Annotated in this window: 22 protein-coding genes; 7 read left to right on the forward strand and 15 right to left on the reverse strand. The window is 63.8% G+C overall.

Annotated features, from left to right (window positions below; all coding sequences use genetic code 11):
- Positions 1 to 4 precede the first annotated feature (4 nt).
- Both QQF40_RS04060 and QQF40_RS04065 read right to left on the reverse strand, forming a co-directional pair.
- A complete protein-coding gene (locus QQF40_RS04060) occupies positions 5 to 1666 on the reverse strand; it encodes an ATP-binding protein (RefSeq protein ID WP_285460529.1) in 1662 nt (553 codons plus the stop codon).
- A 3-nt stretch (positions 1667 to 1669) separates the two neighbouring features.
- Positions 1670 to 2374, reverse strand: a complete 705-nt coding sequence (locus QQF40_RS04065; RefSeq protein ID WP_394805763.1) for a winged helix-turn-helix domain-containing protein — start codon at positions 2372 to 2374, stop codon at positions 1670 to 1672.
- Between the two features lie 606 nt (positions 2375 to 2980).
- On the opposite strand from QQF40_RS04065, the gene QQF40_RS04070 reads away from it, so the two are divergent.
- The 3 genes from QQF40_RS04070 (at position 2981) to gnd (ending at position 8823) form a co-directional block, all read left to right on the forward strand.
- Positions 2981 to 5881, forward strand: coding sequence for a ribonucleoside-diphosphate reductase subunit alpha (locus QQF40_RS04070; RefSeq protein ID WP_285460530.1), 2901 nt, complete (start codon positions 2981 to 2983; stop codon positions 5879 to 5881).
- 277 nt (positions 5882 to 6158) lie between these two features.
- Positions 6159 to 7412: a ribonucleotide-diphosphate reductase subunit beta gene (locus QQF40_RS04075; protein ID WP_285460531.1), complete on the forward strand. Its 1254-nt coding sequence runs from the start codon at positions 6159 to 6161 to the stop codon at positions 7410 to 7412.
- A 427-nt stretch (positions 7413 to 7839) separates the two neighbouring features.
- On the forward strand, positions 7840 to 8823 hold the full coding sequence (gene gnd, locus QQF40_RS04080) for a phosphogluconate dehydrogenase (NAD(+)-dependent, decarboxylating) (RefSeq protein ID WP_285460532.1): 984 nt from the start codon (positions 7840 to 7842) through the stop codon (positions 8821 to 8823).
- 140 nt (positions 8824 to 8963) lie between these two features.
- Here gnd and QQF40_RS04085 read toward each other — a convergent pair whose 3' ends face one another.
- From QQF40_RS04085 to QQF40_RS04110, 6 genes are all read right to left on the reverse strand, one after another.
- A complete protein-coding gene (locus QQF40_RS04085; protein WP_285460533.1) occupies positions 8964 to 9509 on the reverse strand; it encodes a retropepsin-like aspartic protease family protein in 546 nt (181 codons plus the stop codon).
- Positions 9506 to 10003: a hypothetical protein gene (locus QQF40_RS04090; protein ID WP_285460534.1), complete on the reverse strand. Its 498-nt coding sequence runs from the start codon at positions 10001 to 10003 to the stop codon at positions 9506 to 9508. The genes QQF40_RS04085 and QQF40_RS04090 overlap by 4 nt, the downstream gene beginning before the upstream one ends.
- Before the next feature lie 26 nt (positions 10004 to 10029).
- Positions 10030 to 10695, reverse strand: coding sequence for an ankyrin repeat domain-containing protein (locus tag QQF40_RS04095; RefSeq protein ID WP_285460535.1), 666 nt, complete (start codon positions 10693 to 10695; stop codon positions 10030 to 10032).
- A gap of 343 nt (positions 10696 to 11038) precedes the next feature.
- Entirely contained in the window at positions 11039 to 12403 is a 1365-nt protein-coding gene (locus QQF40_RS04100; protein ID WP_285460536.1) for a sensor histidine kinase, read from the reverse strand.
- Entirely contained in the window at positions 12400 to 13098 is a 699-nt protein-coding gene (locus QQF40_RS04105) for a winged helix-turn-helix domain-containing protein (RefSeq protein ID WP_285460537.1), read from the reverse strand. Before QQF40_RS04105 ends, QQF40_RS04100 begins: the two co-directional genes overlap by 4 nt.
- A 152-nt stretch (positions 13099 to 13250) precedes the next feature.
- On the reverse strand, positions 13251 to 13754 hold the full coding sequence (locus QQF40_RS04110) for a PepSY domain-containing protein (RefSeq protein ID WP_285460538.1): 504 nt from the start codon (positions 13752 to 13754) through the stop codon (positions 13251 to 13253).
- Between the two features lie 258 nt (positions 13755 to 14012).
- Here QQF40_RS04110 and QQF40_RS04115 point away from each other — a divergent pair, with 258 nt between their 5' ends.
- Both QQF40_RS04115 and QQF40_RS04120 read left to right on the forward strand, forming a co-directional pair.
- The gene (locus QQF40_RS04115; protein ID WP_285460539.1) at positions 14013 to 14849 is read left to right on the forward strand and encodes a hypothetical protein; all 837 of its coding nucleotides are present in this window, start codon (positions 14013 to 14015) and stop codon (positions 14847 to 14849) included.
- A 335-nt stretch (positions 14850 to 15184) separates the two neighbouring features.
- The gene (locus QQF40_RS04120; RefSeq protein ID WP_285460540.1) at positions 15185 to 15538 is read left to right on the forward strand and encodes a hypothetical protein; all 354 of its coding nucleotides are present in this window, start codon (positions 15185 to 15187) and stop codon (positions 15536 to 15538) included.
- A gap of 166 nt (positions 15539 to 15704) precedes the next feature.
- Here the strand turns inward: QQF40_RS04120 and coq7 are convergent, their stop codons facing one another.
- Both coq7 and QQF40_RS04130 read right to left on the reverse strand, forming a co-directional pair.
- A complete protein-coding gene (coq7, locus tag QQF40_RS04125) occupies positions 15705 to 16370 on the reverse strand; it encodes a 2-polyprenyl-3-methyl-6-methoxy-1,4-benzoquinone monooxygenase (RefSeq protein WP_205700843.1) in 666 nt (221 codons plus the stop codon).
- A gap of 241 nt (positions 16371 to 16611) precedes the next feature.
- Positions 16612 to 16953, reverse strand: a complete 342-nt coding sequence (locus tag QQF40_RS04130; RefSeq protein ID WP_285460541.1) for a histidine triad nucleotide-binding protein — start codon at positions 16951 to 16953, stop codon at positions 16612 to 16614.
- Between the two features lie 221 nt (positions 16954 to 17174).
- Between QQF40_RS04130 and QQF40_RS04135 the strand changes: the two genes are divergently transcribed.
- Entirely contained in the window at positions 17175 to 18005 is an 831-nt protein-coding gene (locus QQF40_RS04135) for an RIO1 family regulatory kinase/ATPase domain-containing protein (protein ID WP_285460542.1), read from the forward strand.
- A gap of 34 nt (positions 18006 to 18039) precedes the next feature.
- Here the strand turns inward: QQF40_RS04135 and QQF40_RS04140 are convergent, their stop codons facing one another.
- The 4 genes from QQF40_RS04140 to phaR all read right to left on the reverse strand — a co-directional run bounded on the left by QQF40_RS04140 (position 18040) and on the right by phaR (position 21608).
- Positions 18040 to 18912: a phosphoribulokinase gene (locus QQF40_RS04140; RefSeq protein WP_043334728.1), complete on the reverse strand. Its 873-nt coding sequence runs from the start codon at positions 18910 to 18912 to the stop codon at positions 18040 to 18042.
- A complete protein-coding gene (locus tag QQF40_RS04145; RefSeq protein ID WP_175089970.1) occupies positions 18912 to 19367 on the reverse strand; it encodes an acyl-CoA thioesterase in 456 nt (151 codons plus the stop codon). The genes QQF40_RS04140 and QQF40_RS04145 overlap by 1 nt, the downstream gene beginning before the upstream one ends.
- 259 nt (positions 19368 to 19626) lie before the next feature.
- Positions 19627 to 20919: a phosphoribosylamine--glycine ligase gene (gene purD / locus QQF40_RS04150; RefSeq protein WP_043334731.1), complete on the reverse strand. Its 1293-nt coding sequence runs from the start codon at positions 20917 to 20919 to the stop codon at positions 19627 to 19629.
- Between the two features lie 164 nt (positions 20920 to 21083).
- Positions 21084 to 21608: a polyhydroxyalkanoate synthesis repressor PhaR gene (phaR, locus tag QQF40_RS04155; RefSeq protein ID WP_285460543.1), complete on the reverse strand. Its 525-nt coding sequence runs from the start codon at positions 21606 to 21608 to the stop codon at positions 21084 to 21086.
- A gap of 197 nt (positions 21609 to 21805) precedes the next feature.
- Between phaR and QQF40_RS04160 the strand changes: the two genes are divergently transcribed.
- Positions 21806 to 22531, forward strand: a complete 726-nt coding sequence (locus QQF40_RS04160) for a 16S rRNA (uracil(1498)-N(3))-methyltransferase (RefSeq protein WP_175089974.1) — start codon at positions 21806 to 21808, stop codon at positions 22529 to 22531.
- A 74-nt stretch (positions 22532 to 22605) separates the two neighbouring features.
- Here the strand turns inward: QQF40_RS04160 and QQF40_RS04165 are convergent, their stop codons facing one another.
- Entirely contained in the window at positions 22606 to 24282 is a 1677-nt protein-coding gene (locus QQF40_RS04165) for a deoxyribodipyrimidine photo-lyase (protein WP_285460544.1), read from the reverse strand.
- Positions 24283 to 24931 lie beyond the last annotated feature (649 nt).

Below are 24931 nucleotides of genomic sequence, written 5' to 3' on the forward strand. Positions count from 1 at the left end.
GTGATCAGGTGGCGTGCTCGTCCTGGAGTGACGGCGGCTTGACCGGCGGCAAGGGCACAGGAGCCTTGCGTTCCAGCTGGCTGGAGGTCAGTGGCAGCAACAGGCTGAAGCGCGCGCCCTTGAGCGATCTGCCCTTGTCCACCACCACACTGCCACCGTGGGAGTGCAGGATCTTCTGCACGATCGAGAGCCCCAGCCCGTAGCCGCCGGAGGCACGCGTCCGCGAATCATCCAGGCGCGCGAAGGGCTTGAAGACCTTCTTGCGATCTTCCTCATTGATGCCGGGGCCATCGTCCTCGACATCGAGCCTGACCACCTGCGGGTCACTGGTGATACGCACCAGCACACGGGAATCCGCGTGCCGGCAGGCGTTGGAGACCAGATTCTGCAGCGCCCGCTGCAGATAGCGTGCCTCGGCCTCGACTTCCAGCGCCTCGCCTTCGATGCTCAGCAGCAACTCAGGATGCAGCGGCGCCAGCGTCTCGCAGACCTGCTCCGCGATCTCGCGGCAATCCACCATGCCGAGGTCCAGCTGGATACCGGCGGCATTGTTGAGGCGTGCGTAGGTCAGGATCTCGTCGATCAGCTTGTCGAGCTCCTCGATGTCACCGTCCGCGCCCCTTATCTGACGCTGGACGAAATCATCATCGACCATGTCCTCGATCATCTGCAGCGCGAAGCGGATACGTGCCACCGGGGTACGCAATTCATGCGAGACCGCCCGAATCATGTCCTGCTGCGCGCCCAGCAACCCCTGCACCCGCTCGGCCATGCCATTGAAGGCCATGCCGAGGCGCCCGAGAAAGTCATTGGACTCGATGCGCACCCGCGTATCGAGATAACCGCCCGCAATGCGTGTCGCGGCCTTTTCCAGACGCGTCAAACGTGCCTCCAATGAACGCACCACCAGATAGATGACGCCGCCCAGCAGACTGATGACCGCCAGTATCATGGCGATGATCAAGGCCGGTGGTGTCGTCTCGAAACCGCGGATGGGGCCGACCTTGAGCATGGCGCGGTCACCCAGGCGAGTATAGAGCGCCATCGCCTGACCATGACTGGCCACGTTGAGCACCACCCGGCCGGCTTCCAGGCGACTGGCCTGCTGCGCATCGAGATTCTGCGGAATGTCAGGCAGCAGCGCGAAGGACAGACCGGAAGCCTGCTGCAGCTGGGCCAGCAAGTCGCTGCGCTGCTCGGCATTCATGGGCTGCAGGGTGTCATGCAGCGACACCATCAATCCGCGCAACTGGCGCTCCGCGAGATGCAGCAGCCGGAATTCCAGCACCCTCTCTTCGCCCGGCACCGCCATCAGCAGCTGCCAGCCGGCGTCATCATGCGGCCGCACCAGAGGCCGCCCTGCCTCAAGGCGGCGCTGCTCCCACCAGCTGAGGTCAAAGACCGCTGCCGGTGCCAGCAACAACCGCCCATCCAGCAGTTGGGCGCTCCGATTGAGGAAAGCCCCGCGCTCAGCCTCCGGCGTGGCCGCGATCTGACTCACCAGCAGGCGCATCGGCGCCGCGCCCAGGCGCGTCTGGTAGGCCTCCAGTCGGACCATGTTGGTCAGCTGAAAGCCGCCCAGCGCGATGCCCAGCGTGAGCACCAATGCCACCAGCAAGACGGCATAGACACGCAGGAAGATACTGTCGGAGAGAGCCCGGCGCATCGTCTAGAGGTCCTTGACGAACAGGTATCCCTTGCTGCGCACCGTCTTGATCCGCTCAGGATGATTGGGATCATCGCCAATCTTGGGGCGGATGCGCGAGACGCGCACATCGATGGAACGGTCCTGGCCGTCGTACTTGATACCGCGCAGCGCAGAGAAGATTTCCTCACGCGTGAGCACGCGCCCTGCATTCGAGGACAGCAGCCACAGCAGGTCGAACTCGGCACTGGTCAGTTCGATGCGCTCGCGCGCCAGCCATGCCTCGCGGGTGGCGTTGTCGATCTCGAGATCATTGAACACCAGGCGAGTCTCACCGGCGGCCACTTCGGGGCCATCGGCGCGACGCAGCAAGGCTCGCATGCGTGCCAGCAGGACACGCGGCTGCACCGGCTTGGGCACGTAATCGTCGGCCCCCATCTCCAGGCCCAGCACCTGATCCATGTCATCGGTACGCGCCGTCAGCATCAGGATCGGCCCGGCGAACTGAGGCCGCACGCGACGACAGATGGACAGACCATCCTCGCCCGGCAGCATCAGGTCCAGAATCACGATGTCGGGGCGCAGACTGATGATCAGGTCCACCGCCCGCGCGCCGTCATTCTCGACGCTCACGCGGAAGTTGTTGGCTTCGAGGTATTCGCGCGTCAGTGTCGCCAGACGCTCGTCATCCTCAACAATCAATACATGTTCTTGCGCATTGGTATCCAAGGGCATTCCATCCGCATCGTTGGGTCAACGTGGCCAGCAGCTCACAAGCAGTTACTTTCCTGTGCCACGTCGTAACCTTTTCAGGGTGATTTGTCACGAATGATACGCCAATTTGGGCGTTTACGCGCCAGCAGCGCAGGCACCATCTACATTGACGCAGCGCAGAAAATTTAACACCTGAACGCTTGACATCCCCCAGCGGCAAGGCCGGATTTTCAACCACACCTTACCCACAAGTTATCCACTTGCACGCCCCATCAAACAACACTATCTTGTGTCCAAAATCAGCTTACACCCCATATGTAGGGTTTTGGCGACGTCGACGCCCATAGATCATGGCGACGATTGTCAAGCCCCGAAAGCATGAATCAGCGTATGGGACGGCAGTCACGCAATGCTGCCGGATCCGTGTCTCATGAACGCTATCAGGCTCAGTCCGGGCGATGATTGCCCCGCCTGAGCCTGATCGAGTTTCTCGACGACAAGGCTGACGACGACAGAATGTCCCCGGGGCGCAGGCAGGAATTTCCAGTCTGCGCCCCGACACGAATTGCCCTCGAGCCCTAACGGGCAACGATTCACCTTCAGACGATTCAGGAAGGCGTCATGGATTCCACTTTCAGCACCGATCAGGCGGCCGTCGACGTGACCGCACCTCAGCGCCTGCGCGTCATCAAGCGCACTGGCGATGTCGCGCCCTTCGATGCCAGCAAGATCTCCGTCGCACTGTCCAAGGCGTTCATCGCCGTGGAAGGCGACCAGGTCGAGTCCAGCTCGCGTATCCGCGATCTGGTCCAGCAGCTGACCAGCCAGATCACCGATGCCTTCCAGCGTCGCATGCCTGACGGTGGCACCTTGCACATCGAAGACATCCAGGATCAGGTCGAGCTGGCGCTGATGCGCTCCGGCGAGCACAAGGTCGCCCGTGCCTATGTGCTGTACCGCGATGAGCACGCCCGTGCCCGCAGCGCGCAGAACGACGGCATCGCCAAGCCGCACCCGACCATCAACGTCACGCACCTGGACGGCAGCGTGCGTCCGCTGGATCTGGGCCGTATCGAGACCCTCGTCTTCGATGCCTGCGCCGAGCTGTCCAACGTCGATGCCCAGAAGATCGTCGATGACTCCCTGAAGAATCTGTACGACGGCGTGCCGGTCGATGGCGTGTCCACCGCGCTGATGATGACTGCGCGTACGCTGGTCGAGAAGGACCCGAACTACACCTACGTCACCGCCCGCCTGCTGCAGGACAACCTGCGCCGCGAAGCCTTGAGCTTCCTCAAGGTCGCTGACGAGGCCACCTTCGGCGAGATGAAGGACCACTACCCGGTCGCCTTCAAGGCCTACATCGAAAGCGGTATCGCCTTCGAGCAGCTGGACGAGCAACTGGCCACCTTCGATCTGGAGCGTCTCGGCGCGGCCATCGATCACACGCGTGACAACCAGTTCACCTACCTCGGCCTGCAGACCCTGTACGACCGCTACTTCCTGCACCAGAACGACGTGCGCTACGAGCTGCCGCAGGTCATGTTCATGCGTGTCGCCATGGGCCTGTCCCTGAACGAGGAAGATCGCGAAGGCCGTGCCATCGAGTTCTACGAGCTGCTGTCCAGCTTCGACTACATGGCTTCCACGCCGACGCTGTTCAACGCGGGTACCCGTCGCAGCCAGCTGTCCAGCTGCTACCTGACCACCGTGCCGGACGCCCTCGACGGCATCTACGGCGCCATCCGCGACAACGCCATGCTCTCCAAGTGGGCGGGTGGTCTCGGCAACGACTGGACGCCAGTGCGTGCGCTGGGGTCGTACATCAAGGGCACCAACGGCAAGTCCCAGGGCGTCGTGCCCTTCCTGAAGGTCGTCAACGACACCGCCGTTGCCGTCAACCAGGGTGGCAAGCGCAAGGGCGCCGTCTGTGCCTACCTGGAAACCTGGCACATGGACGTCGAGGAATTCCTCGACCTGCGCAAGAACACCGGTGATGACCGTCGCCGTACCCACGACATGAACACCGCCAACTGGGTGCCGGACCTGTTCATGAAGCGTGTCTTCGATGACACCGAGTGGACCCTGTTCTCACCGTCCGACTGCCCGGACCTCCACGACCTGTACGGCGCGGCCTTCCAAGCGCGTTACGAGCAGTACGAGGAGATGACCCGTCAGGGCCAGCTGAAGCTTTACAAGCGCGTCAAGGCGCGTGATCTGTGGCGCAAGATGCTCTCCATGCTGTTCGAGACCGGTCACCCGTGGATCACCTTCAAGGACCCGTGCAACCTGCGCAGCCCGCAGCAGCACGCCGGAGTCGTGCACTCGTCCAACCTGTGCACCGAGATCACCCTCAACACCTCCGAGGACGAGATCGCGGTCTGCAACCTGGGCTCGATCAACCTGGCGCAGCACGTCATCGACGGCAAGCTGGATGGCGACAAGCTCAAGAAGTCGGTGCGTACCGCCGTGCGCATGCTCGACAACGTCATCGACATCAACTACTACGCTGTCCCGCAGGCGCGTCGCTCCAACATGCGTCACCGCCCGGTCGGCCTCGGTATCATGGGCTTCCAGGACGCGCTCTATGCGCAGTCCATCGCCTATGCCTCCGAAGAAGCCGTGACCTTCGCCGACGAATCCATGGAACTCGTCAGCTATCACGCCATCGAAGCTTCCAGTGATCTGGCCGCCGAGCGTGGTCGTTACGAAAGCTTCGACGGTTCGCTGTGGAGTCAGGGCATCCTGCCGATCGATTCCATCGAGAAGCTCAAGACCGAGCGTGGCGCCGACTACATCGAGATGGATGAAAGCCAGACTCAGGACTGGGACTACATCCGCGAGAAGGTCCGCACCCAGGGCATGCGCAACTCCAACGTGATGGCGATCGCGCCGACCGCGACGATCTCCAACATCTGTGGTGTCTCGCAGTCCATCGAGCCGACCTACCAGAACCTGTTCGTCAAATCGAACCTGTCTGGCGAGTTCACCGTGGTCAACGCCTACATGGTCAACGACCTCAAGGCGCGCGGCCTGTGGGACGAGGTCATGATCAACGACCTCAAGTACTACGACGGCAGCGTGCAGCCGATCGAGCGCATCCCGGAAGACCTCAAGGCGCTGTACGCCAACGCCTTCGAAGTCGAGCCGAAGTGGATCGTCGAAGCCGCCTCGCGTCGTCAGAAGTGGATCGATCAGGCCCAGTCCCTGAACCTGTACATCCAGGGCGTGTCCGGCAAGAAGCTGGACGTGACCTACCGCATGGCTTGGTTCCGTGGCCTCAAGACCACCTATTACCTCCGTGCTCTGGGTGCGACCGCCGTGGAGAAGTCCACCGTCGATCGCAGCAAGCACAACGCCGTCGGCAACGCCCCGACTCCGACACCCGCTCCCGCGCCGACTCCGGCACCGGAAGCCAAGCCGGAACCGCGCGGCATCGAAGACTTCCTGCAGGGCAAGAGCGGCCAGCGCGCCCCCTCCGCCAGCAACATCGATGAATTGGGCTGTGAGGCCTGTCAGTAAGCGATTGCGCCAGATCCGAGTCCGCTGACGCTGGCTCACCGCCTGCAAGACATGCTTTGCAGGCGGACTGCGGCAAATCCACAAGACCGAGCCTCGCTCGGTCTTGTGCCGCCACCAACAAACACTGCCTCCTGACATTCCCTCGAAACAAGCCCGGGCCTGACTCCCCGCCGGGAGCCACGCCACTCGATGGCGCTCGCGTCGTAGAACGCACCGCCCCTGCCTTTTCGTCACGCTGACTGCCCGCGTGACCATCACCGAACACGAGGAACGCAACATGTTGAACTGGGACGATTTCCACGAAGACGACGCCCCCGCTGCCGAGAAGCCGGCGACAGCCAAACCGGCGCCGCAGCCCGAAGCTCCCGCTGCTGCCCCGGCGGCTGACGCTGTCGTCGCGAGCGAGAACAGCGAAGGCTACGCGGTCAGCGATGCCGAGCGCATCGCCCGCGCCCAGCAGGCGCTGGACGATCTCGACGTGGCCAAGGGTCTGGAAGAACTGGAAATGGGTGCCCAGCGCATTCAGGTCGACGAGAAGCGCATGATCAATGCCCGCGCCGACGTCAACCAGCTGGTGCCCTTCAAGTACGACTGGGCATGGCAGAAGTACCTCGACGGCTCCGCGAACCACTGGATGCCGCAGGAAGTGAACATGAACGCGGACATCGCGCTCTGGAAGAGCCAGGACGGCCTGACCGAGGACGAGCGTCTGATCGTGATGCGCTCGCTGGGTTACTTCTCCACTGCCGACTCGCTGGTCGCCAACAATCTGGTGCTGGCCGTCTACAAGAACATCACCAACCCGGAGTGCCGCCAGTACCTGCTGCGTCAGGCCTTCGAAGAGGCGATCCACACCCACGCCTACCAGTACTGCATCGAGTCACTGGGCATGGACGAAGGCGAAGTCTTCAACATGTACCGTGAAGTGGACTCCGTGGCGCGCAAGTCCGCCTGGAGCCTCAAGCACACCCAGGCGCTGGCGCGTGCCGACTTCCACACCGGTACACCGGAAGCGGACCAGGAATTCCTGCGCAACCTGATCGGCTTCTACGCCGTCACCGAAGGCATCTTCTTCTACTGCGGCTTCTCCCAGATCCTGTCCATGGGACGTCGCAACAAGATGACCGGCGTCGCCGAGCAGTTCCAGTACATCCTGCGTGACGAGTCCATGCACCTGAACTTCGGCATCGACGTGATCAACCAGATCAAGGTCGAGAACCCGCACCTGTGGACCGCCGAATTCCAGGACGAAGTCACCCAGATGATTCTGGAAGGCACCCAGCTCGAGATCGAATACGCGCGTGACACCATGCCGCGCGGCGTGCTGGGCATGAACGCGGCCATCATGGAGGAATACCTCCACTTCATCTGCAACCGTCGCCTCGCGCAGCTGGGCCTCAAGGAGCAGTTCCCGGGCGCCAAGAACCCGTTCCCGTGGATGTCCGAGATCATCGACCTGCGCAAGGAGAAGAACTTCTTCGAGACGCGCGTCACCGAATATCAGGTCGGCGGTGCCCTGAGCTGGGATTGATGTGAAGTATTGGCCTTCACTTGCTTTTGTGGAGGCCAAAAAAAACGCCCGAAGCTGCAACTTCGGGCGTCTCGAGCGTCAGGGCGTGTGGTCACCCCAAAATGCTCAGGTAGGCTAGCTACCAAATGCGGAGGCATTGTCTCCTTCTGGTTAGCCAAGATCAAGTTGGCCGCCCCACCGATTGAGGAGATTAGCCATGGCTAAAACTCAAAGCGGCAAGAAGAAGGTACATGTCCCACCGCACACCCGGACATCACCTTCTGGAAAGACAGTGAAAGTGCCTGAGCATTATCGCTCCACTCCGAACTGATCAGCAGAAAACGAACGGGCCATGTCATTGATATGGCCCGTTTTTGCGTCCAGCGCCCGCACAGGGTAGGCTTCGCGCCGTCCCGACTCTCCCCGGCTTCACGTGAAAGGAACGAACATGCAACTCGGTATCATCGGACTCGGCCGCATGGGCGGCAATATCGCTCGTCGCTTGATGCGCAATGGCCACGAAGTGGTCGCCCATGACCGTGACGCGGCAATCGCCCAGTCACTGGTCGCCGACGGTGCGACGCACGTCGATAGTCTCGTGGAACTGGTTCAGCAGCTCGAGGCGCCGCGCGCTGTCTGGGTCATGCTGCCGGCTGGCGAGATCACCGAGCAGACCATCGCCACGCTGGCCGAGCTGATGGAAACCGGCGACACCATCATCGATGGCGGCAACACCTTCTACAAGGACGACATCCGCCGCGCCGCGGCTCTCAAGCTGAAGGGCCTGAACTACGTCGATGTGGGCACTTCCGGCGGCGTGTGGGGCCTGGAGCGCGGCTACTGCATGATGATCGGCGCCGAGAAGGCCGTGTTCGAGCATCTCGAGCCGCTGTTCGATACCCTCGCCCCGGGCTATGGCGACCTCGAGCGCACCAAGGGCCGCAACGCCCCGGATGAGCGCGCCGAGCGCGGCTACATCCACGCCGGTCCGGTCGGTGCCGGTCACTATGTGAAGATGGTCCACAACGGCATCGAGTACGGCCTGATGCAGGCTTACGCCGAGGGCTTCGAGCTGATGCAGAGCAAGGGCTCCGAAGACCTTCCGGAAGACCAGCGCTTCGACCTCAATCTGGCTGATATCGCCGAGGTATGGCGTCGTGGCAGCGTGGTGTCTTCCTGGCTGCTCGACCTGACCGCCCAGGCACTGGCCGGGGATGCGCGTCTGGACCACTACAGCGGTGCCGTCTCCGACAGTGGCGAAGGCCGCTGGACCGTCGATGCCGCCGTCGAGCAGGGCGTCGCCGTGCCGGTGCTGGCCAATGCGCTGTTCTCGCGCTTCAGCTCGCGCAAGGAAAACACCTACGCCAACCGCCTGCTGTCGGCGATGCGCTTCGGCTTCGGTGGCCATGTCGAGCCGCCCAGAAAAGACTGAGCGCCTGCTCTGACACGCCAGACGTGAAACGCCCCACTCATGGAGATCATGAGCGGGGCGTTGTCGTTTGCGGGGCCTGCTGCCAGCGCGGTGGAGTGTCAGCCGCTCTTTCTGCCAGCCCTGTCAGCCATCCATGGTAGTCACTGGCGTGATCGGTCATCGCCATCCACCGGCGTCAACGTCATCTGTTGACCGCGCATGTTGATATCAAACTCCCCGAGGAAACTCATGCCCAGCAGCACCACCTCATCGTGCATGCCCGGCACGATGGCCCCGCGCACCTCGCGCTGGCTGAGCCCCGCCAGACTGACGGCGTCCAGTGTGGTCAAGGCGCCGTGACTGATGCCATTGGCAGTGGTGAAGCGCGCATCCCGCCCGCGTGGCAGCTGCAGGCGCTCGGCCAGCGCCTCGGACACCGAGACATAGGTAGCGCCGGTATCGAGCAGGAAGGTCACCGGTTGACCATTGATCGCGCCGGGGGCCACGAAGTGCCCGGAGCGATTGCGCGACAGCGTCAGCGGCTCTCCGGAGGACAGCGACTGACCGGCCAGCGAGGCATTGGGCCGGGTACGCTCATCAAGCTGACCCTGGAACCACCACACCAGCATGGCGAGAATCAGCGCCCAGCACAGCACCAGCATGCCGACACCATAACGGCGGGTCGCGCGACCTCCTGAATCACTCATCCACCACCACCCCGCAACAGCAGACGCAGGCCGACGGCGCACAGTGCGAAGCCGAGAACCAACGGCGCCCCGATCAACCAGCCGCGCGTCCCCGGCAGGCTGGCCTCATGCGGGGCATCGAGGCGATAGACCAGCGCCATGCTCTCCCCCACGGCGGGCGTCGGCGAGGGCGCCGCCAGCGGCGAGATGATCTCGTGCCAGCCACCACGCTGATCCTGATAACGCACCACGGGCGCATACTGGATCGACTCGATATTGAAGCGCCCGCCCGGCGGCAGCCCCGCCATCGCCAGGGCCTCATCCTCACTGAGCCTGCCGCCCTTGGGCAGATGGATAGGGCCACGCCCTTCGACGTGCAGCGTGCGGTCGTGGTTGATGACCTCGCCCATCACCTGTGCGCTGTTGCGGGCGAAGGACTGCGCCTGCTGCCAGCGATAGCCGCCGAGCAGCACCAAGGCGATGCCGATGATGATCAATCCCCAGGTCAACGCCATGCGATGCCTCCTTGTGGTCGGTGCCATCATGCACGACGCGGTGTCGAGGTGCGGGCCTGGACGTGGTCGCTCACATCATGGGCCACGCCCTGCTCGTGTCCGCCGGCCGCTTCCAGCCTGGCGCTCAGCGCATCGAACTGGCGCCAGCGCGCATGCGCCAGTGGCGTGACACCTTCGGCGTCCGCCAGATTGACGTCGGCACCGTGGGCCAGCAGCTGCTCGACGATCTGCTGATAGTCAACGCCGCCATCCCCCAGCAACACGGCCTCGATCAGCGCCGTCCAGCCGAGCGTATTCTGGTGATTGACGTCGACATCGGTCTCCTCGAGCAACTGACGGCAGATATCGGCATGACCACGCTCACTGGCCGACATCAGTGCAGTGGAAGAGAAGCGATTGAGCACCGTCGCCGAGGCACCATGCGCCAGCAGCCGGCTCAGACAACGGCCATAGCCGAGCGCAGCGGCGGCCAGCAGGGGCGTATCGTGCAGGGCATCGGTCTGCTCGCAATCGGCGCCGGCGGCCAGCAGGGCCTCCACCGCCTCCGGCTGATTGGCCTGCACCGCGACCAGCAATGGCGAGCGCCCGCGATAATCCACGTCATTGACGCGCTCGTGCGCATCGTGGGCGGCCAATGCCTGTGCCAGGCCCTCCAGATCGCCATGCTGAGCACACATTGTCATGTCCTTCATCACCACCTCCTGACGCCCGGCGTAACGGATGCTTACTCTCAGACAGCCTATGCGATCCTGAGCGTGACCGTTAGCCCCGCCAGCGTTCAATCGGCGCCTTGAGCCTCACCGATCTGGCATGGCGCGACGAATGACAGGCAAAAAAAAGCGCTCCCGAAGGAGCGCCAGTTCGTCATCACCGCAGGGCGCGGCAGACGAGACTCAGAAACGAAGCCCGTCCAGCTGCCAGCCGGACACCGTCAGAATACGGTGTCGTCCTGGCCGCGCCCAATCATCTCTCGGGATGGCCGTGATAGTGCTGCACTATCAAGACAATACCGCCGATAAACGAGGCGGCACTCTGTCATTCCGTCGGCTGCGCCCCGACCAGCGGGGAACTCGGCAGCCAGACGCGCGCCGCCAGGCCGCCCAGTCTGGAGCGCTCAAGCGCCAGCTCGCCCCCATAGAGCGCCATCAGATCGTCGACGATCGCCAGCCCCAGACCGGAGCCTGAGCGCCCCTCATCAAGACGTGCCCCACGCCCCAGCGCGGCGGCACCCTCTTCTTCGTTCATGCCTGGGCCATCGTCCTCGATGATCAACAGCACGCCGCCATCGCGGGTCTCGCTGCTGACGCGGACCTGCTGGCGAGCCCATTGCAAGGCGTTCTCGAGCAGGTTGCCGACCATTTCCTGCAGATCCTGCGGGTCGACCCGCACGCTGGCGTCGTCCTCCAGCGCCAGACTGAGCGTGATGCCACGCCGGCTCGCCAAGCGCCCGAGCCCTTCGAAGACCGGCCCCGCCGCCTCACGCAGGCTGATGCGCCCGCTGAGATGCGCGCCACCGGCGGCACTGGCACGCGCCAGGTGGTGACGCACGGCTTCATCGATGCGCTTGAGCTCGGCGTCGATTCGCGCCCGGTCCTCACCGTCGAAGCGCTCGGACTGCGCCTTGAGCACGCTGACCGGCGTCTTGAGGGCATGCGCCAGATTGCCGGCAGCCGCACGACCGCGCTCGATCAAGCGCTGATCACGCTCGAGCACGGCATTGATGGCGCGGGTCAGCTCGGTCAGCTCCGGCGGCAGCCGGGTCTCTTCCAGCCGCTCCGCCTCGCCGTCGGCGACTTTCTTGAGGCGAGCCCGCAGGCGCCGCAGTGGCGCCAGCCCCCAGCTGATCTGCGCGGCAGAGCCGCACACCAAAAGCGATGCCAAGGCCACCAGCGCGCCCGCCAGCAGCCACTCGAAGCGCGCGACCTCGGCGTCGACCTCACTACGACTGGCCGCTACCATCACGTGCAGTGGCTGGTTGCGGCCGGGCAGGCGAATATCACGCTCGAGGGAGCGCAGCACCTGATGGCGCGGGCCCTTGAGGTCACGGCTGATGATGACGCCCTTGTCCATGTCTTCCAGCGGCGGCAGGCGCTGATCCCACAGCGAGCGCGACGTCAGCACATTGCCGTTGCGATCGGAAATCTGCCAGTACCAGCCCGAATAGGCCTGATCGAAGCGCGGGTCACCCAGCGAGCGCGTCAGACCGGGGCGGCCCTTCTCGCGGTCGAACTGGATGGCGGCGATCAGCACCTTCGACAGCGACAGCAGGCGCTGGTCGAAGGCGGTGGTCACGGCATCACGGAAGCTCCAGGCCAGACCGAGTCCGGTCAGCGGCATGACGATCAAGGCAATGACCAGCGAGCCGCCCAGCAAGCGGCGGCCGACGGACAGTGGCTTCATGCGTCGCGGCCATCCGTCGGCGTCTGTGTCTCGGCATCCGGATCACGCAGACGATAGCCACGCCCGCGCAGCGTCTCGATGCGCTCGGCACCCAGCTTGCGACGCAGACGGCTGATCTGCACATCGATGACATTGGAATCGGGTTCATGGTCGCGGTCATAGACATGCTCGACCAGTTCAGAACGGCTGACCACACCGGGCACGGCGTGCATCAGGTGCATCAGCAGACGCGTTTCCTGGGCGGTCAGCGACACGGGGCGCCCCGCCAGACTGACGGTACCGCCGTGGGTGTCACAGGCCAGATCGCCCAGCTTGAGCACGGGGTGGGCATGGCCGCGTGAGCGACGCACCAGCGCCCGCAGACGGAAGATGACCTCGGCGGTCTCGAAGGGCTTGGTGACGTAATCATCGGCGCCAGCAGAGAAGCCGGCGGCCTTGTCAGACCAGCGCTCGCGCGCGGTCAGCACCAGCACCGGCACCTCGATGCCAGCTTCCCGCCACTGGGACAGCCAGCGGGTGCCATCGCCGTCCGGCAGGCCGAGGTCCAGCACGACGGCATCGTAGCTCTCGGTCTGGATCAAAAAGTCGGCGTCTCCCCCGGTGGTGGCATGCTCGACCAGTACATCGGCTTCCCCCAGGCGCGCCATCAGCGCTTCGGCCAACGGCATGTCATCTTCAACCAGCAATATCTTCATCGGTTCTCGGGCTCCTGACGCAAGCGGCGTTCTACCGGTGGCGCAATGGACAATGGCACTAGCATACCGTTCCTCAGGGCCGCCAGGCACCCTCGACGCCCTTGTCACAGCCTGCGCTGGCACTGCCTGGCCTGGCCACTGCCTGCCTCATCCTACTGACGCTCGGCCTCAGCATTGCCGCCGTCAGTCACGAGCGGCGTGTCGTCGGTCTCGGGCTTGGTCGGGGGCTTGGTCAGGGGCTCGGACAAGGAACCGCTGCCAGCGCGACGCATGGCATCGAGATTGACCCCGCGCACCTCACGCAGACTGCCATCCGAGGCGCGCACGGTGAATCTGGCCATCTGGCCCTGCGGCCCGAGCATCTCGACCTCATAGATCAGCTCGCCGTGCGTCTCTTCGAGCTCCACCTCGACCACCTGGCCCAGCCAATCGCGCTCGAGGCTATCCAGCAGCTCGGACAACGAGATGACACGTCCGGCAGCGACTTCATCGTGCAGGCTGCGCCAGCGCTCGCTGTCACACAGCGCATGCGGCGGCAGTGCCAGCGCGCCGACCAGCAGGCTCCCGAGCCCGAGGCACAGCCAGACATAACGTTGCCGCCTTTGACTGCCACGCGCTGCATCGGCGTCTGGCTGAGCCTTGTGGGAAGTCTGCATGAAGGGGAACCTCGTGAATGACGGCGGGGCTGGTGTACGCCCAAGGCGGGCGTCTGCGCGTGGCGAGCAATCTAGCAACGGAATGTGCAATCAAACCTGCGTTGGAACAACGCGGACCATCCCGAGAGCAACCACTGACCCTGTGATGCAGAGACTGACAGGAGGCAATGAACCTCAGATGAATTCACGTCTCAGCATCGCGCAAGGTCGCCTGGCCCACAGTGAGTGCCATGCCCAGCCATCCTTGAGGAGGGTGTCATGTCCCCATCAGACGCGTCCCGTATTGCTCCCGCGCGTGAATCAGACTCCGCATCCCGACAGCCGCCGTCCGCAGGCGCAGGTACCGGCCCGTCTCGCTTCTGGCTCGCCAGCCGGGCGGTCCAGCACTGGCGACACGGCCTGGGCGTCAGTGCACTCGGCCTGATGCTGGGCTCGGCACCCGCCTATGCCAATGGCATCGAGGACCTGCCGGTGCGCCACCAGCTGTCGGCGGCAGAGCTCTCGACCTCCGGACTCTCCGCAAATGGCCCCTCGGCCACCGAGCACTCGAATGACGGCAAGGCGCAAGCCACGCTCGGCGATGATGCCGGGGATAGCGCGCTGGACACGGCCGCCACCCGCACGGCCGGCAAGCCGTCGACGGATATCTCTGACGCCGCGTCGACTCAGGGACTCGCGCCAGAGCTGCTCACGCAGATGATGATCCACGCCAGTCGCAAGGGCATGATGGAATTCAGCACGCTGGATATCCGTGACGATCATGTTCAGTTCACGGGCTGGGGGCATAATGGGTGGCAGATGGAACTGGCCATCAATCTCGCCGATGGAGAATTCATCAGCGAAGCGCTGCGCCAGAGTGATTCGGTGCCCGGCGACAAGGCCATCGATGGCGACAGCATGCGCCAGACCTTGAATTTTGCTGCTGTCGACGGCATCAAGAGTGTACAGAGCGTCGACGTCGCTGCGCACACCATCCAGATTCACGGGCGCGATGCGCAAGGCAGGCCGCAACGGATGACACTGAACATGCCGCTGCCGGACAACGCTTTCAACCTCGCCGCCAGCGTGTCCATGAATCCGGATTATCGGCAATGAACTGATCGACCCGATTGACCAGCCGCCGTGCCTTGAAGTGGTTCAAGGATTGAACCGACTCCCAGCGCTGGATCAACGCCGAAGCCGCTTGACGGCAACGATGCCAACTTCGATGCTGAACGAGTCAACCGGCCGCCCGATGCCATCAAACGCCTCATGCAAAAGTGCGTCGCATCGAGTCCCATTTCCCCATCCCCCGGCCCAGAGCACGAATGACAATTGCGCCGGGAGGGCAATACCCCCGTTTCCTGACCCGATATCCCCGACCACCCACTTTTACCTATCGGGTCATCCTCGCCCGGCCTGACGGCCCGGCTCTATCGTGGAGAAGACACATGCAAGGCCAACAGCACAACACACTGTGGAATCAGGCTCGCCAATGGCAGGCCAATGCAGGCAACCAACGCCCCCCCAATGGCCTGTCCGGCCTCAAGCTGGTCGCCGCCTGGCTGATCGGTGGTGTGGTCATGATCTTCAGCCTGTTCGCAGCGCTGGTGATGATGGTACTCGGCATCATCATGCTGCCCTTCATCCGCCGTCGCATGAAAAAGCGCATGAGCGAGATGCAGCAGCGCATGCAGGAGGCTCAGGACAGGGCCAATGGCCGCCAGAACTACTCGCGTGATGCCACGCGTGAAGACGGCAGCAGCACCGAGACGCTGGACGGTGAATACCAGGTCAAGGAATAAGCCCTGACGCCAGAGACAGCTGAACCTCTCACACTGAACGTCTCACACTGAACGTCTCGCATTGATCATCACGACGTTCGCCCAAAACACAAAGGCCGCCCCATGGGGCGGCCTTTGTGTTTTGCACCGTCCTGAAGCTGCAAAGGCAGGCTCAGGCATCTGATCATCACACCCGATAGACGCTGGCCGTCATCACCTTGGACATCAGGCGCATGGCGCTCTTCAGCGGCCCCGGGAAGCGATGGCCACCGGCTTCCAGCGCCCACTGCTCATGATGGGCTTCGTCGATTTCCATCTGGCGCAATACGGCGCGTGAGCGCTGATCGCCCTCGGGCAGCGTCTGCTGGTGCTTCGACAGGTGCTCGCCGACCAGCTCTTCGGTCGCGGCCACGAACCCGAGGCTGACCTTGTCGTTGATGGCGCCCGCCGCCGCCCCGAGCGCGAAGCTCGTCATGTAGAACAACGGATTGAGCAGGCTGGTATTGGCATCCAGCTCGACGAGTCGTGCATCGCACCAGGCCAGGTGGTCGATCTCTTCCTGGGCGGCCAGCTCCATCTGCGTGCGCGTTTCGGGCAGACGCGCCGTGAACCCCTGCCCCTGATAGAGCGCCTGGGCACACACCTCGCCGGTGTGATTGATGCGCATCAGGCCAGCGGCGTGCTGGCGCTCTTCATCGCTGATCGCTTCATCATGGATGTCGCCCGCCGGAGAGGGACGCGACGGCTGGGCGGCATGTGGCACCAAGGTACGCAGTACGGTGTCGAACTGATGGATCAACTGATCGGCGCGGCTGTGATGACGTTGCGCCGAAATGGCATCGGAATGCGGCATGGGAAGACTCCTGCACGGCGTGAGCAATGAGGCCATCTTACGCAAGCCAGCCCGCGACGGTAAGGGGCAGAGTGTCGCCGGGCGAGGCCTGACCGGCACCCTTGCGCTGCGCCCTCCCCAATGAAAACCGGCAACGCCGTTTTCACGACATTGCCGGTATGCGCCTGTGTGCCGCGCGCTTGTTATCGCTAGCCGCTACCTGCCCTCGAACCGCCGGTACAGGCGCCTGCTCTATGCCGGCTCAGCCAGCCGGCCATGTGAAGCGGCGACCACCCATCAGGTGCATATGAATATGATAGACCGTCTGGCCGCCATCTTCATTGCAGTTCATCACCACGCGATAACCGCCCTCGGCAAAACCGTAGTCCTTCGCCAGTCTGGCGGCGATGTACTGCAGGCGCCCTACCGTGGCCAGCTGATGCTCCTCGATATCGTTGAGCGTGGCGATGTGCTGCTTGGGGATGATCAACACATGGGTCGGCGCCTGCGGATTGATGTCATTGAAGGCCAGCACCTCATCATCCTCATAGACGATATCGGCGGGAATCTCGCGGTTGATGATCTTGCAGAACAGACAGTCCATGACACCTTCTCCCTTGAAGTGGGGCTGCCCACGGCAGCGTGGCCTGCCAGCGTAGCGCCAGTCGGGCAGCAGGCCAAGGGCAGAGACAGGAATATGCGGGCCAGCTGGCGGACAGGACAATGTCGCCTTCAGGGAAACAGACTGATTCACTGCTGCCAGTGGGCGAATGAGGAAAACAGTAGGATAATCATTGTTATCCCGCTAACGAGAAGTCACCTGTCATGCCCGTGTTCACTCGCCAAGATTCCTCCCTGCGCAAGGCCAACCACGAACTGGAGGCCGGCCTTGGCGCTCACGGCGAGACACGAACGGCCACTGTCGGCGCCCCCGCCACTGAACGCGCAGCCCCCACGCGCGCCGAGAAGGCTCGGGCGGCGCTGCGTGCCGCGCCCAGGGTCACGCGTGTTGACGGCGAGCAGGCCCCGGGCGAGTTCCTGCAGCGTGCCAAGGGCTTTCTCAAGGCCGAGGTCTATATCACGCACCTCAATGGCCAGCCGGTGGTCTGCAAGGATTACCGCCGCTATGCCGGCACGCCGGCGGCATTGGTGGCACGCTGGCTGGTACGCCACGAACTGAAGATGCTAGAGCGTCTGGGCGACTGGGCACACGCCCCTCGCGCCGTGGCACGCCTGTCACCGCTGTCGCTGGCGATGGAGTACATCCCCGGGCCGCTGCTGAGTGACGCCGCCCTGGATGACGTGACGGACGCCCGCCTCAGTCAGCAGCTGATTCTCGTCGTGCAGCAACTCCATCAGCGCCAGATGGCCCATAACGACATCCGTGGTTCCAACGTCGTGCTGCGCGATGGCGTGCCGGTCCTGATCGACTTCACCTCTGCCGTGCGCCTGCCACGCCTGCCGGGCACAGCCAGCCTCGCGCGCATGATGCGCCGCTTCGATCTGCGTCACTCGCTGAAGCTCAAGCAACGCACCCTCGGCCTGCCGCTGAGCACCCGCGAGGCACGCCTGCTGATCCGCAGCGGCCGCCTGAATCGCACCCTGCGCGTCTGGAAGAAAGGTATCCTGCCACGCCTCAAGGGCCGCAGGCACTGAGCCAGCCCGAGCCCAGACCCCTTCATGTCTCCCGCTAGCGGAACCGCCGCTGCGCCAGCAGGCTCTTGACCAGCGGCGTGATGATCAATTCGATGGCCAGTGCCATCAACGCGCCGGGCACCACCAGCGTATGCGGGCGCGACATGAACGAGCCCTGGATCATCGCCAGCAGGAACGGGAAGTCGACACTGCCGGGGTCACGGAAGTGGATCACGACCATCGACTCGGCATCCGTCGGGATATCCTGCGGCTCGAAAGGGTTGGAAGTATCCACCGTCGGCACGCGCTGGAAATTGATGTGCGTGCGTGAGAACTGCGGCTGGATGTAGCGCACGTAGTCATCCATGCGGCTCAGGATGGTGTCCACCACCGCCTCCTGGGAATGTCCGCGCAGCTTGGTGTCGCGATCGATCTTCTGGATCCACTCCAGATTCATGGTCGGTGCCACCCCGATCAGCAGATCGACATGACGCGCGATGTCATGCTCCGGCGTCACCAGCCCACCATGCAGCCCCTCGTAGAACAGCAGGTCCGTACAATCCGGCAGCGACTGCCATTCGGTGAAGGTGCCGACCTTGTAGCCGGCCTCGATCATGCGCTTGTCTTCGGCATGGATGTAATGACGATGCGTACCGGAGCCCTGCTCGCCATATTCGACGAACAGCGCTTCCAGACGATCCAGCTGGTTGGCCTCGACCGCGAAGTGAGACAGCTCGCGCTTGCGCTCCGGCGCCTCCTGGAACATGCGCACCAGCTCATCACGGGTATAACGGTGAAAGGCATCCCCATCCACGTAGGCGGCATGAATCGCCTCACGCGAGAACATGCGCTCGAAGGTTCGCATGACAGTGGTGGTGCCCGCGCCGGAAGACCCCGTCACGGCGATGATCGGATATTCCCGCGACATCAGTTGGCTTCTCGGGAAGACATGGCAGAGACGGCCTGCTCGATGGCGGCACTGGCGCGCGCGCTCGGTTCCGCCAGCCCCTGCTCGCCAGCGAACACCAGCCCGACGCGCAGCGTCGCCAGTACCGCGTCATCGCTGACACGCAGCAGACGGTGATGGACACCAAGCCCCTTGCCGGACACGCTGTCGATGGCCGTTTCCACCACGAGGGCGTCACCCAGCCGGCCCTCGCCCTGATACTGCACGGCGAGATCCGCGACGATGCTCATCAGCCCATCGATGTTCCATTCGGGGAAGCCCAGCGCCTGCCAGGCCTGGCCCCGCGCCTCGTGCGCCAGGCTGACCACGCTGTCGTGGCCCAGGTGCTGGCCATAGTTGATGTCGCTGACCCGAATCGTCATCGGGTGGCGATGTACCAGACGGGAAACCGGAAATTCAAGCCGGATGCGGTCCATGCAGACTCCTTGTCGGCGAGACAGGAAAAAGGTTCAGGGCGGACGGCGACGCCATCTTTCGACGCCGCTCAGCCTCAAGAAGGAATAGAGGATGACTAGGGTTATCGCATGCCCGGCACCGACATGACCAGACCCCGACACGATGGTCGTAGGCGCGCAGAACGTCGAGAGTCACCCCAACGACAAGACCCGGCCTGAGGCCGGGTCTTGTCGTGAAGCAGGCATGTCGTGGGGTGATGGCCCATGCGACTCAGCGCTTTCAGCTATCGCCGCGCTCGCGAGCGATGGCGCGCCAGGCGATGTCGCGACGCACCAGCATGTCCTGCCAACTGATGGCATCAACGCCTTCATAAGCACGCTCGGTGGCCGCCGCGACGCTGTCGCCCAGTGCGGTGACGCACAGTACGCGACCGCCGCTGGTGACGACCTGGCCGTCCTGCTCGGCGGTGCCGGCATGGAAGACCTTGCAACCGGTCGCTTCGGCAGCATCGAAGCCACTGATGACATCGCCCTTGCGGTAGCTGGCCGGATAGCCGCCAGCTGCCAGCACCACGCCGACCGCCGCGCGGGAATCCCACTCGCAGGTCTGGGTGTCGAGACGCCCGTCTTCAGCGGCCAGACACAGCGCGACCAGATCGGACTTCAGGCGCACCATGATCGGCTGGGTTTCCGGGTCACCGAAGCGGCAGTTGTATTCGATGATCTTCGGCGCGCCCTGGGCATCGATCATCAGACCGGCATACAGGAAGCCGGTGTAGGGATGGCCTTCGGCCGCCATGCCACGCACGGTGGGCAGGATGATCTCGTCCATCACGCGCTGGTGAACGTCAGCCGTCACCACCGGCGCCGGAGAATAGGCTCCCATGCCGCCGGTGTTGGGGCCGGTATCGCCTTCACCGACGCGCTTGTGATCCTGACTGGTGGCCATCGGCAGCACGTTCTCGCCATCGACCATCACGATGAAACTGGCTTCCTCACCGTCGAGGAATTCCTCGATCACCACACGTGCACCGGCATCGCCGAAGGCGTTGTCCTCGAGCATGTCACGCACGGCGGCGCGGGCTTCCTCGTCGCTCATCGCGACCACGACCCCCTTGCCCGCCGCCAGGCCATCGGCCTTGATGACGATGGGTGCCGGATGTGCCGCCAGGTACTCAAGCGCCGCATCGACCTCCGCGAAGGTCGCGTAGTCGCCGGTCGGGATGGCATGACGCGCCAGGAAGTCCTTGGTGAAGGCCTTGGAGCCTTCCAGCTGGGCGGCACCGGCCGTCGGGCCGAAGCACTTGAGACCCGCTTCGCGGAAGCGATCGACCACGCCGATCACCAGCGGCGCTTCCGGGCCGACGATGGTCAGCTCGATGGCATTGTCACGCGCGAAGGCGACCAGCGCATCGAGATCGTCAGCGGCAATCGCCAGATTGGTCAGCTTGGACTCGCGCGCCGTGCCCGCATTGCCGGGCGCCACGAAGACCTCCTCGACACGGGATGACTGGGCGGCCTTCCAGGCCAGCGCATGTTCGCGGCCACCGCCGCCGATGATCAGGACCTTCATCTTTTCAACCTTCATGAGCCAGTGAGGATCAGGGCGACCCGCAGGGCGCGAGCTACCGAGGAAATATCAGGCTGCGCATTATGGCAGAAAGGCGCCCTGCTCGGGGCGCCCATTTCACATCACGATGAATTCATGTGAAAGCTGGATCTGACACGATGTCACACTCAGCGACGCTCATCGTCCGGCGGTGTATCCGACTCATCAGGCGCCGCATCCGCATCGCTCGGCTGTGAGCGTGAGGCGCTCTTGCCAGCGCCCATGCCGCCGCCCATGGCCTGCTGCCAGAAGCGCAGATTCTCTTCGGCGACCTCGCGCATCATCTCCATCGGCGAGTGACGCATGGCCTGGGACCACTGCTCCTGCATGCGCTGCTGCTGTTCCATCATCAGACGCGTGCCCTGCTCCAGATAACCGGCCAGCGGCAACGGCTTGGCCATCGCGTAGATACGAATGAACTGCTCCAGCAGCTCGTTGGAGAAGACCTCGGCTTCGCCCTCGCCCTGCTCCTGCTCCTGCTCGATGATGATGGTCAGCAGGATGGTGCGCGTGAGGTCCTCACCGCTCTTGGCGTCCTCGACCTTGAAGGCCTCTTCCGCCAGCACCAGGCTGCGCAGGTCCTCCAGGGTGACGTAGCGGCTCTGCTCGGTATCGTATAGGCGCCGATTGGCATATTTGCGGATCACTCGCACGTGTCAGGCTCCTGTCGATTTTTCTTCATTGTGCACTCAAGGGGGGGGACTGCAAGAAAAGGCGTCTCCACGCGTCAGCCATTGGCGCCAAGCCAGCGCTGTCCCCGTCGGGTCAGCATGCACGACATGCTAGAATAACGCCCGCTTCCCGCTGTCTGTAAGCGATGTACCCCGCTCCCCACTGCCCCGGTATTGCCATGAATCTGATTTTGCTCGGCGCTGACGACCTGACCGCTCAGGACCACGCACGTGTCACGGACCCACGCCGCCTGCGCCATCTGCGTGAGGTGCATCGTGCCAACATCGGCGACGAGATGACGCTGGGGGTGGAGGGCGGCCTGATCGGCCGTGGCCGCCTGGAGCGGCTGGACGCGGACGTCGCTGAATTCAGCCTGACGCTGGACCGGCAGCCGCCGGCACCGCTCGACGTGCATCTGCTGCTGGCGTTGCCGCGCCCGCGCATGCTGGCACGCTCGCTGGAACACGTCACGGCATTGGGCGTGAAACACATCACCCTGCTGCATACACGGCGGGTCGAGAAGAGTTATTGGCAATCGCCGGAGCTCAAGGAAGACAAGATTCGCCAGCATCTGGTGCTGGGACTGGAGCAGGCGCGTGACACCATCATGCCGACGGTGACCCACGAGAAGCTATTCAAACCCTTCGTGGAAGACCGCCTGCCGGCACTGATGACGCCATCATCAGGCACGACTCCGCGTGGCATCATCGCCCATCCGGGCATGCCGGATGAGTGCCCACGCGCCGTCAGCGAGCCGGTGGTTCTGGCCATCGGCCCGGAAGGCGGCTTCGTGGACTATGAGGTCGAGAAATTCATGACGGCAGGCTTTGAAGGGGTGCATCTGGGCGAGCGCATCCTGCGCGTCGAGACAGCCGTGACGGCGCTATTGGCGCGCCTGGGCTGAAGAGCGACAGGTTGTAAAGAAGAGCCGCCCGGGGCTGGCTCTGCTCGCACGACTCGCGTGATATCGACACCTCCTTACACATCGAAGCCCGCCAGATGCCGCCATTCTCCCCAGTGGGTGGCGGCGTCGTAATCGAGCAGACAACGCTCGAACCAGCGCGCACCCAACCGCCAGTCGCCGCCGCCGTCCAGCCAGACGCCGGCCAGATACTTGCGCTCTGACCAAGGCAACCAGCCTTCACGTACCAGCACCTGCATGGCCTTGTCGGCCCGGGCATCGCCTGTTCGCCCTCCGCTCCAGCGCGCAAAGGCGGCATCATTTGCGGCATCTTCCCGCAACGCGGCGCCATACCAGGCCGCGCGAGCCTCCTCATTCTTGTCACGCAGCATGCGCTGCCAGCATTCACGCTGCAGCACGATGGCCAGTAGCTGCCGATTGATCGCCTCATCACCCGCCTCACGGCGGCGGGCATCCAGCATCTGCAGGATGCGGCGCGGACTGATGCAACCCAGCGCCAACCATGCTGCCAATGGCCATGCATCCGCCGGGCGCGTCATCAATTGCATATCGTCCAGCGTCTTCCCCGCCTCCCGCTGGGGTGCCAGTCCCGTCGGCACACCAGCGCCTTCGCCATCGACAGAGTGCGATCGCTGATAGGACGCCCCTTCGATCGAGTCGCCATCGCCGTTGCCGGCATCTCCCTTCACCCAGGCCTTGCCCCACAGCAAGCTCGACAGGTATGCGCGGGCTGGTTCCTCGCCGCCCTGTAGCTCCGCAAGCCTGGCAGTCGCCGGCTGCCAGGCTTGCGCCGAGCCACAGATGGCATCCAGCGGCGGTAGGCCACGCGAGGCAGAATCAGGCCACGGCGGCAGGGAATAGGGCAGCCCCTGCAAGGGTGGCTGCGCCTCGCACAGCGCGCGCCACTGCTCATCGTTCAGCCCCGTCGGCAAAGCCTCGCACTGAGACAGAGCCTCGCGCTGAGGGCATACCTGCATGGCACCGGGTACCGGCGTGAGCACAGCGGTAGGAGGCAGCATCAGGTCAGCCACGCCAGAATCAACGCCACCACTGGCGTGCAGCACCTGCGAGGCAAGCGCGGCGCAGGTCGTCAGGGCGTCATGATCGCCTGAGGCGCCTGTGTCAGCAGGGGCCGTGTCACGCAGAGTGAGGTCACTGGAGGGAGCCGCACACTCGTCAACTTCGCAGGACGCTTCATGCGCCATGCGCAGGCGAGCCGTCTCTTCTCGAGGGAGTCTGCCCGGCAGCTGGCGATCAAGCACTGGGCCATCCAGCAACTGGCTGTCGAAGGCTATCTGGTCAGGCGGGTGACAGTGGAGCCGGGTCGAGGCCGGTAGACGCCGTGAGAGCTGCTGCAGGGCGCGGCTGTCTTCCGGCGCTGCGGCGAGACTGACCTCCAGACACTGGACATCATGCTGGGCGACCTGCGTCAGCACTTCCTCGACAGGGTCCCCGACGCGCACCAGCAGGTCACTGCCACGGCGCAGCAGCATGCCGCGCAGGTTCATCAGACTCTGCCACAGCAGGCGCAGACGCGCTGGCCCCAGGCGTGGCAAGCCGTCGCTCGGTCTCAGCCAGCGACGGTCGAAGACATACATCACCATCATCTGATGCGGGCGACGTGACAGGGGCAGCGCGAACAGCGGGTTGTCTTCCAGCCGCAGGTCGTGACGCAACCACACCAGAGAGGTTTCCGGTGCGTTGCCCGAATTCATGCTGGCGACCTCGTGCATGGTGACTCCGTGGAACGTATGGCGTGCAATGTTTGTACAAGAAAAACGACATCTTGTACAACACTTCACACGGTGCATGTCGCGTTCCGGCGCGTCGGGCATGCGCTGGCGAGGGGTGCAAGTGCGTGATACATTCGAGAGGTTAGGTCACGTTCCATCAATGTTTTCAACAAGATCGCGCAAGTGTCTCCACTCGAACACACACTTGTCATCCAGGGGCTTCAGGAGGAATACGGCCATGCTCGCAAGACATGACATGACCGCACCAACCCGGCATATTCGCCGTCTGCCCGTTGCGGGCAGCCGGGGACGCGCTGCGGACCTCATCCCATCCTGGATGCTGGCACCCCGTGCCGTGCGACTCCCCTTCCTGACGGATCCGCCCCTTGCGACGGTAACGTCATGCCCGGAGCGATTGACGCACTGAACCCGCGCCAGATCCTCCGTGCAGCCTGAGCCAGCCACTGTCAGACCTTGCTGCCGCGTGACGCATGTCGTGTCTCGCATGGCCCCATGAGAACGTCTTCCTGACAGAGTCTCGTGTGTCCGGCACTTCATCGCGGCAACCTGCAGTGCGCTCGCCTATTCTGTCGGCACCCAGTGGCCGAAACTCCGCCTCCCGATCTCGAAGCTGGCAGTCCGGCCCTGA

This window comes from Cobetia sp. LC6 (assembly GCF_030264805.1).
Taxonomy (GTDB): Bacteria; Pseudomonadota; Gammaproteobacteria; order Pseudomonadales; family Halomonadaceae; genus Cobetia.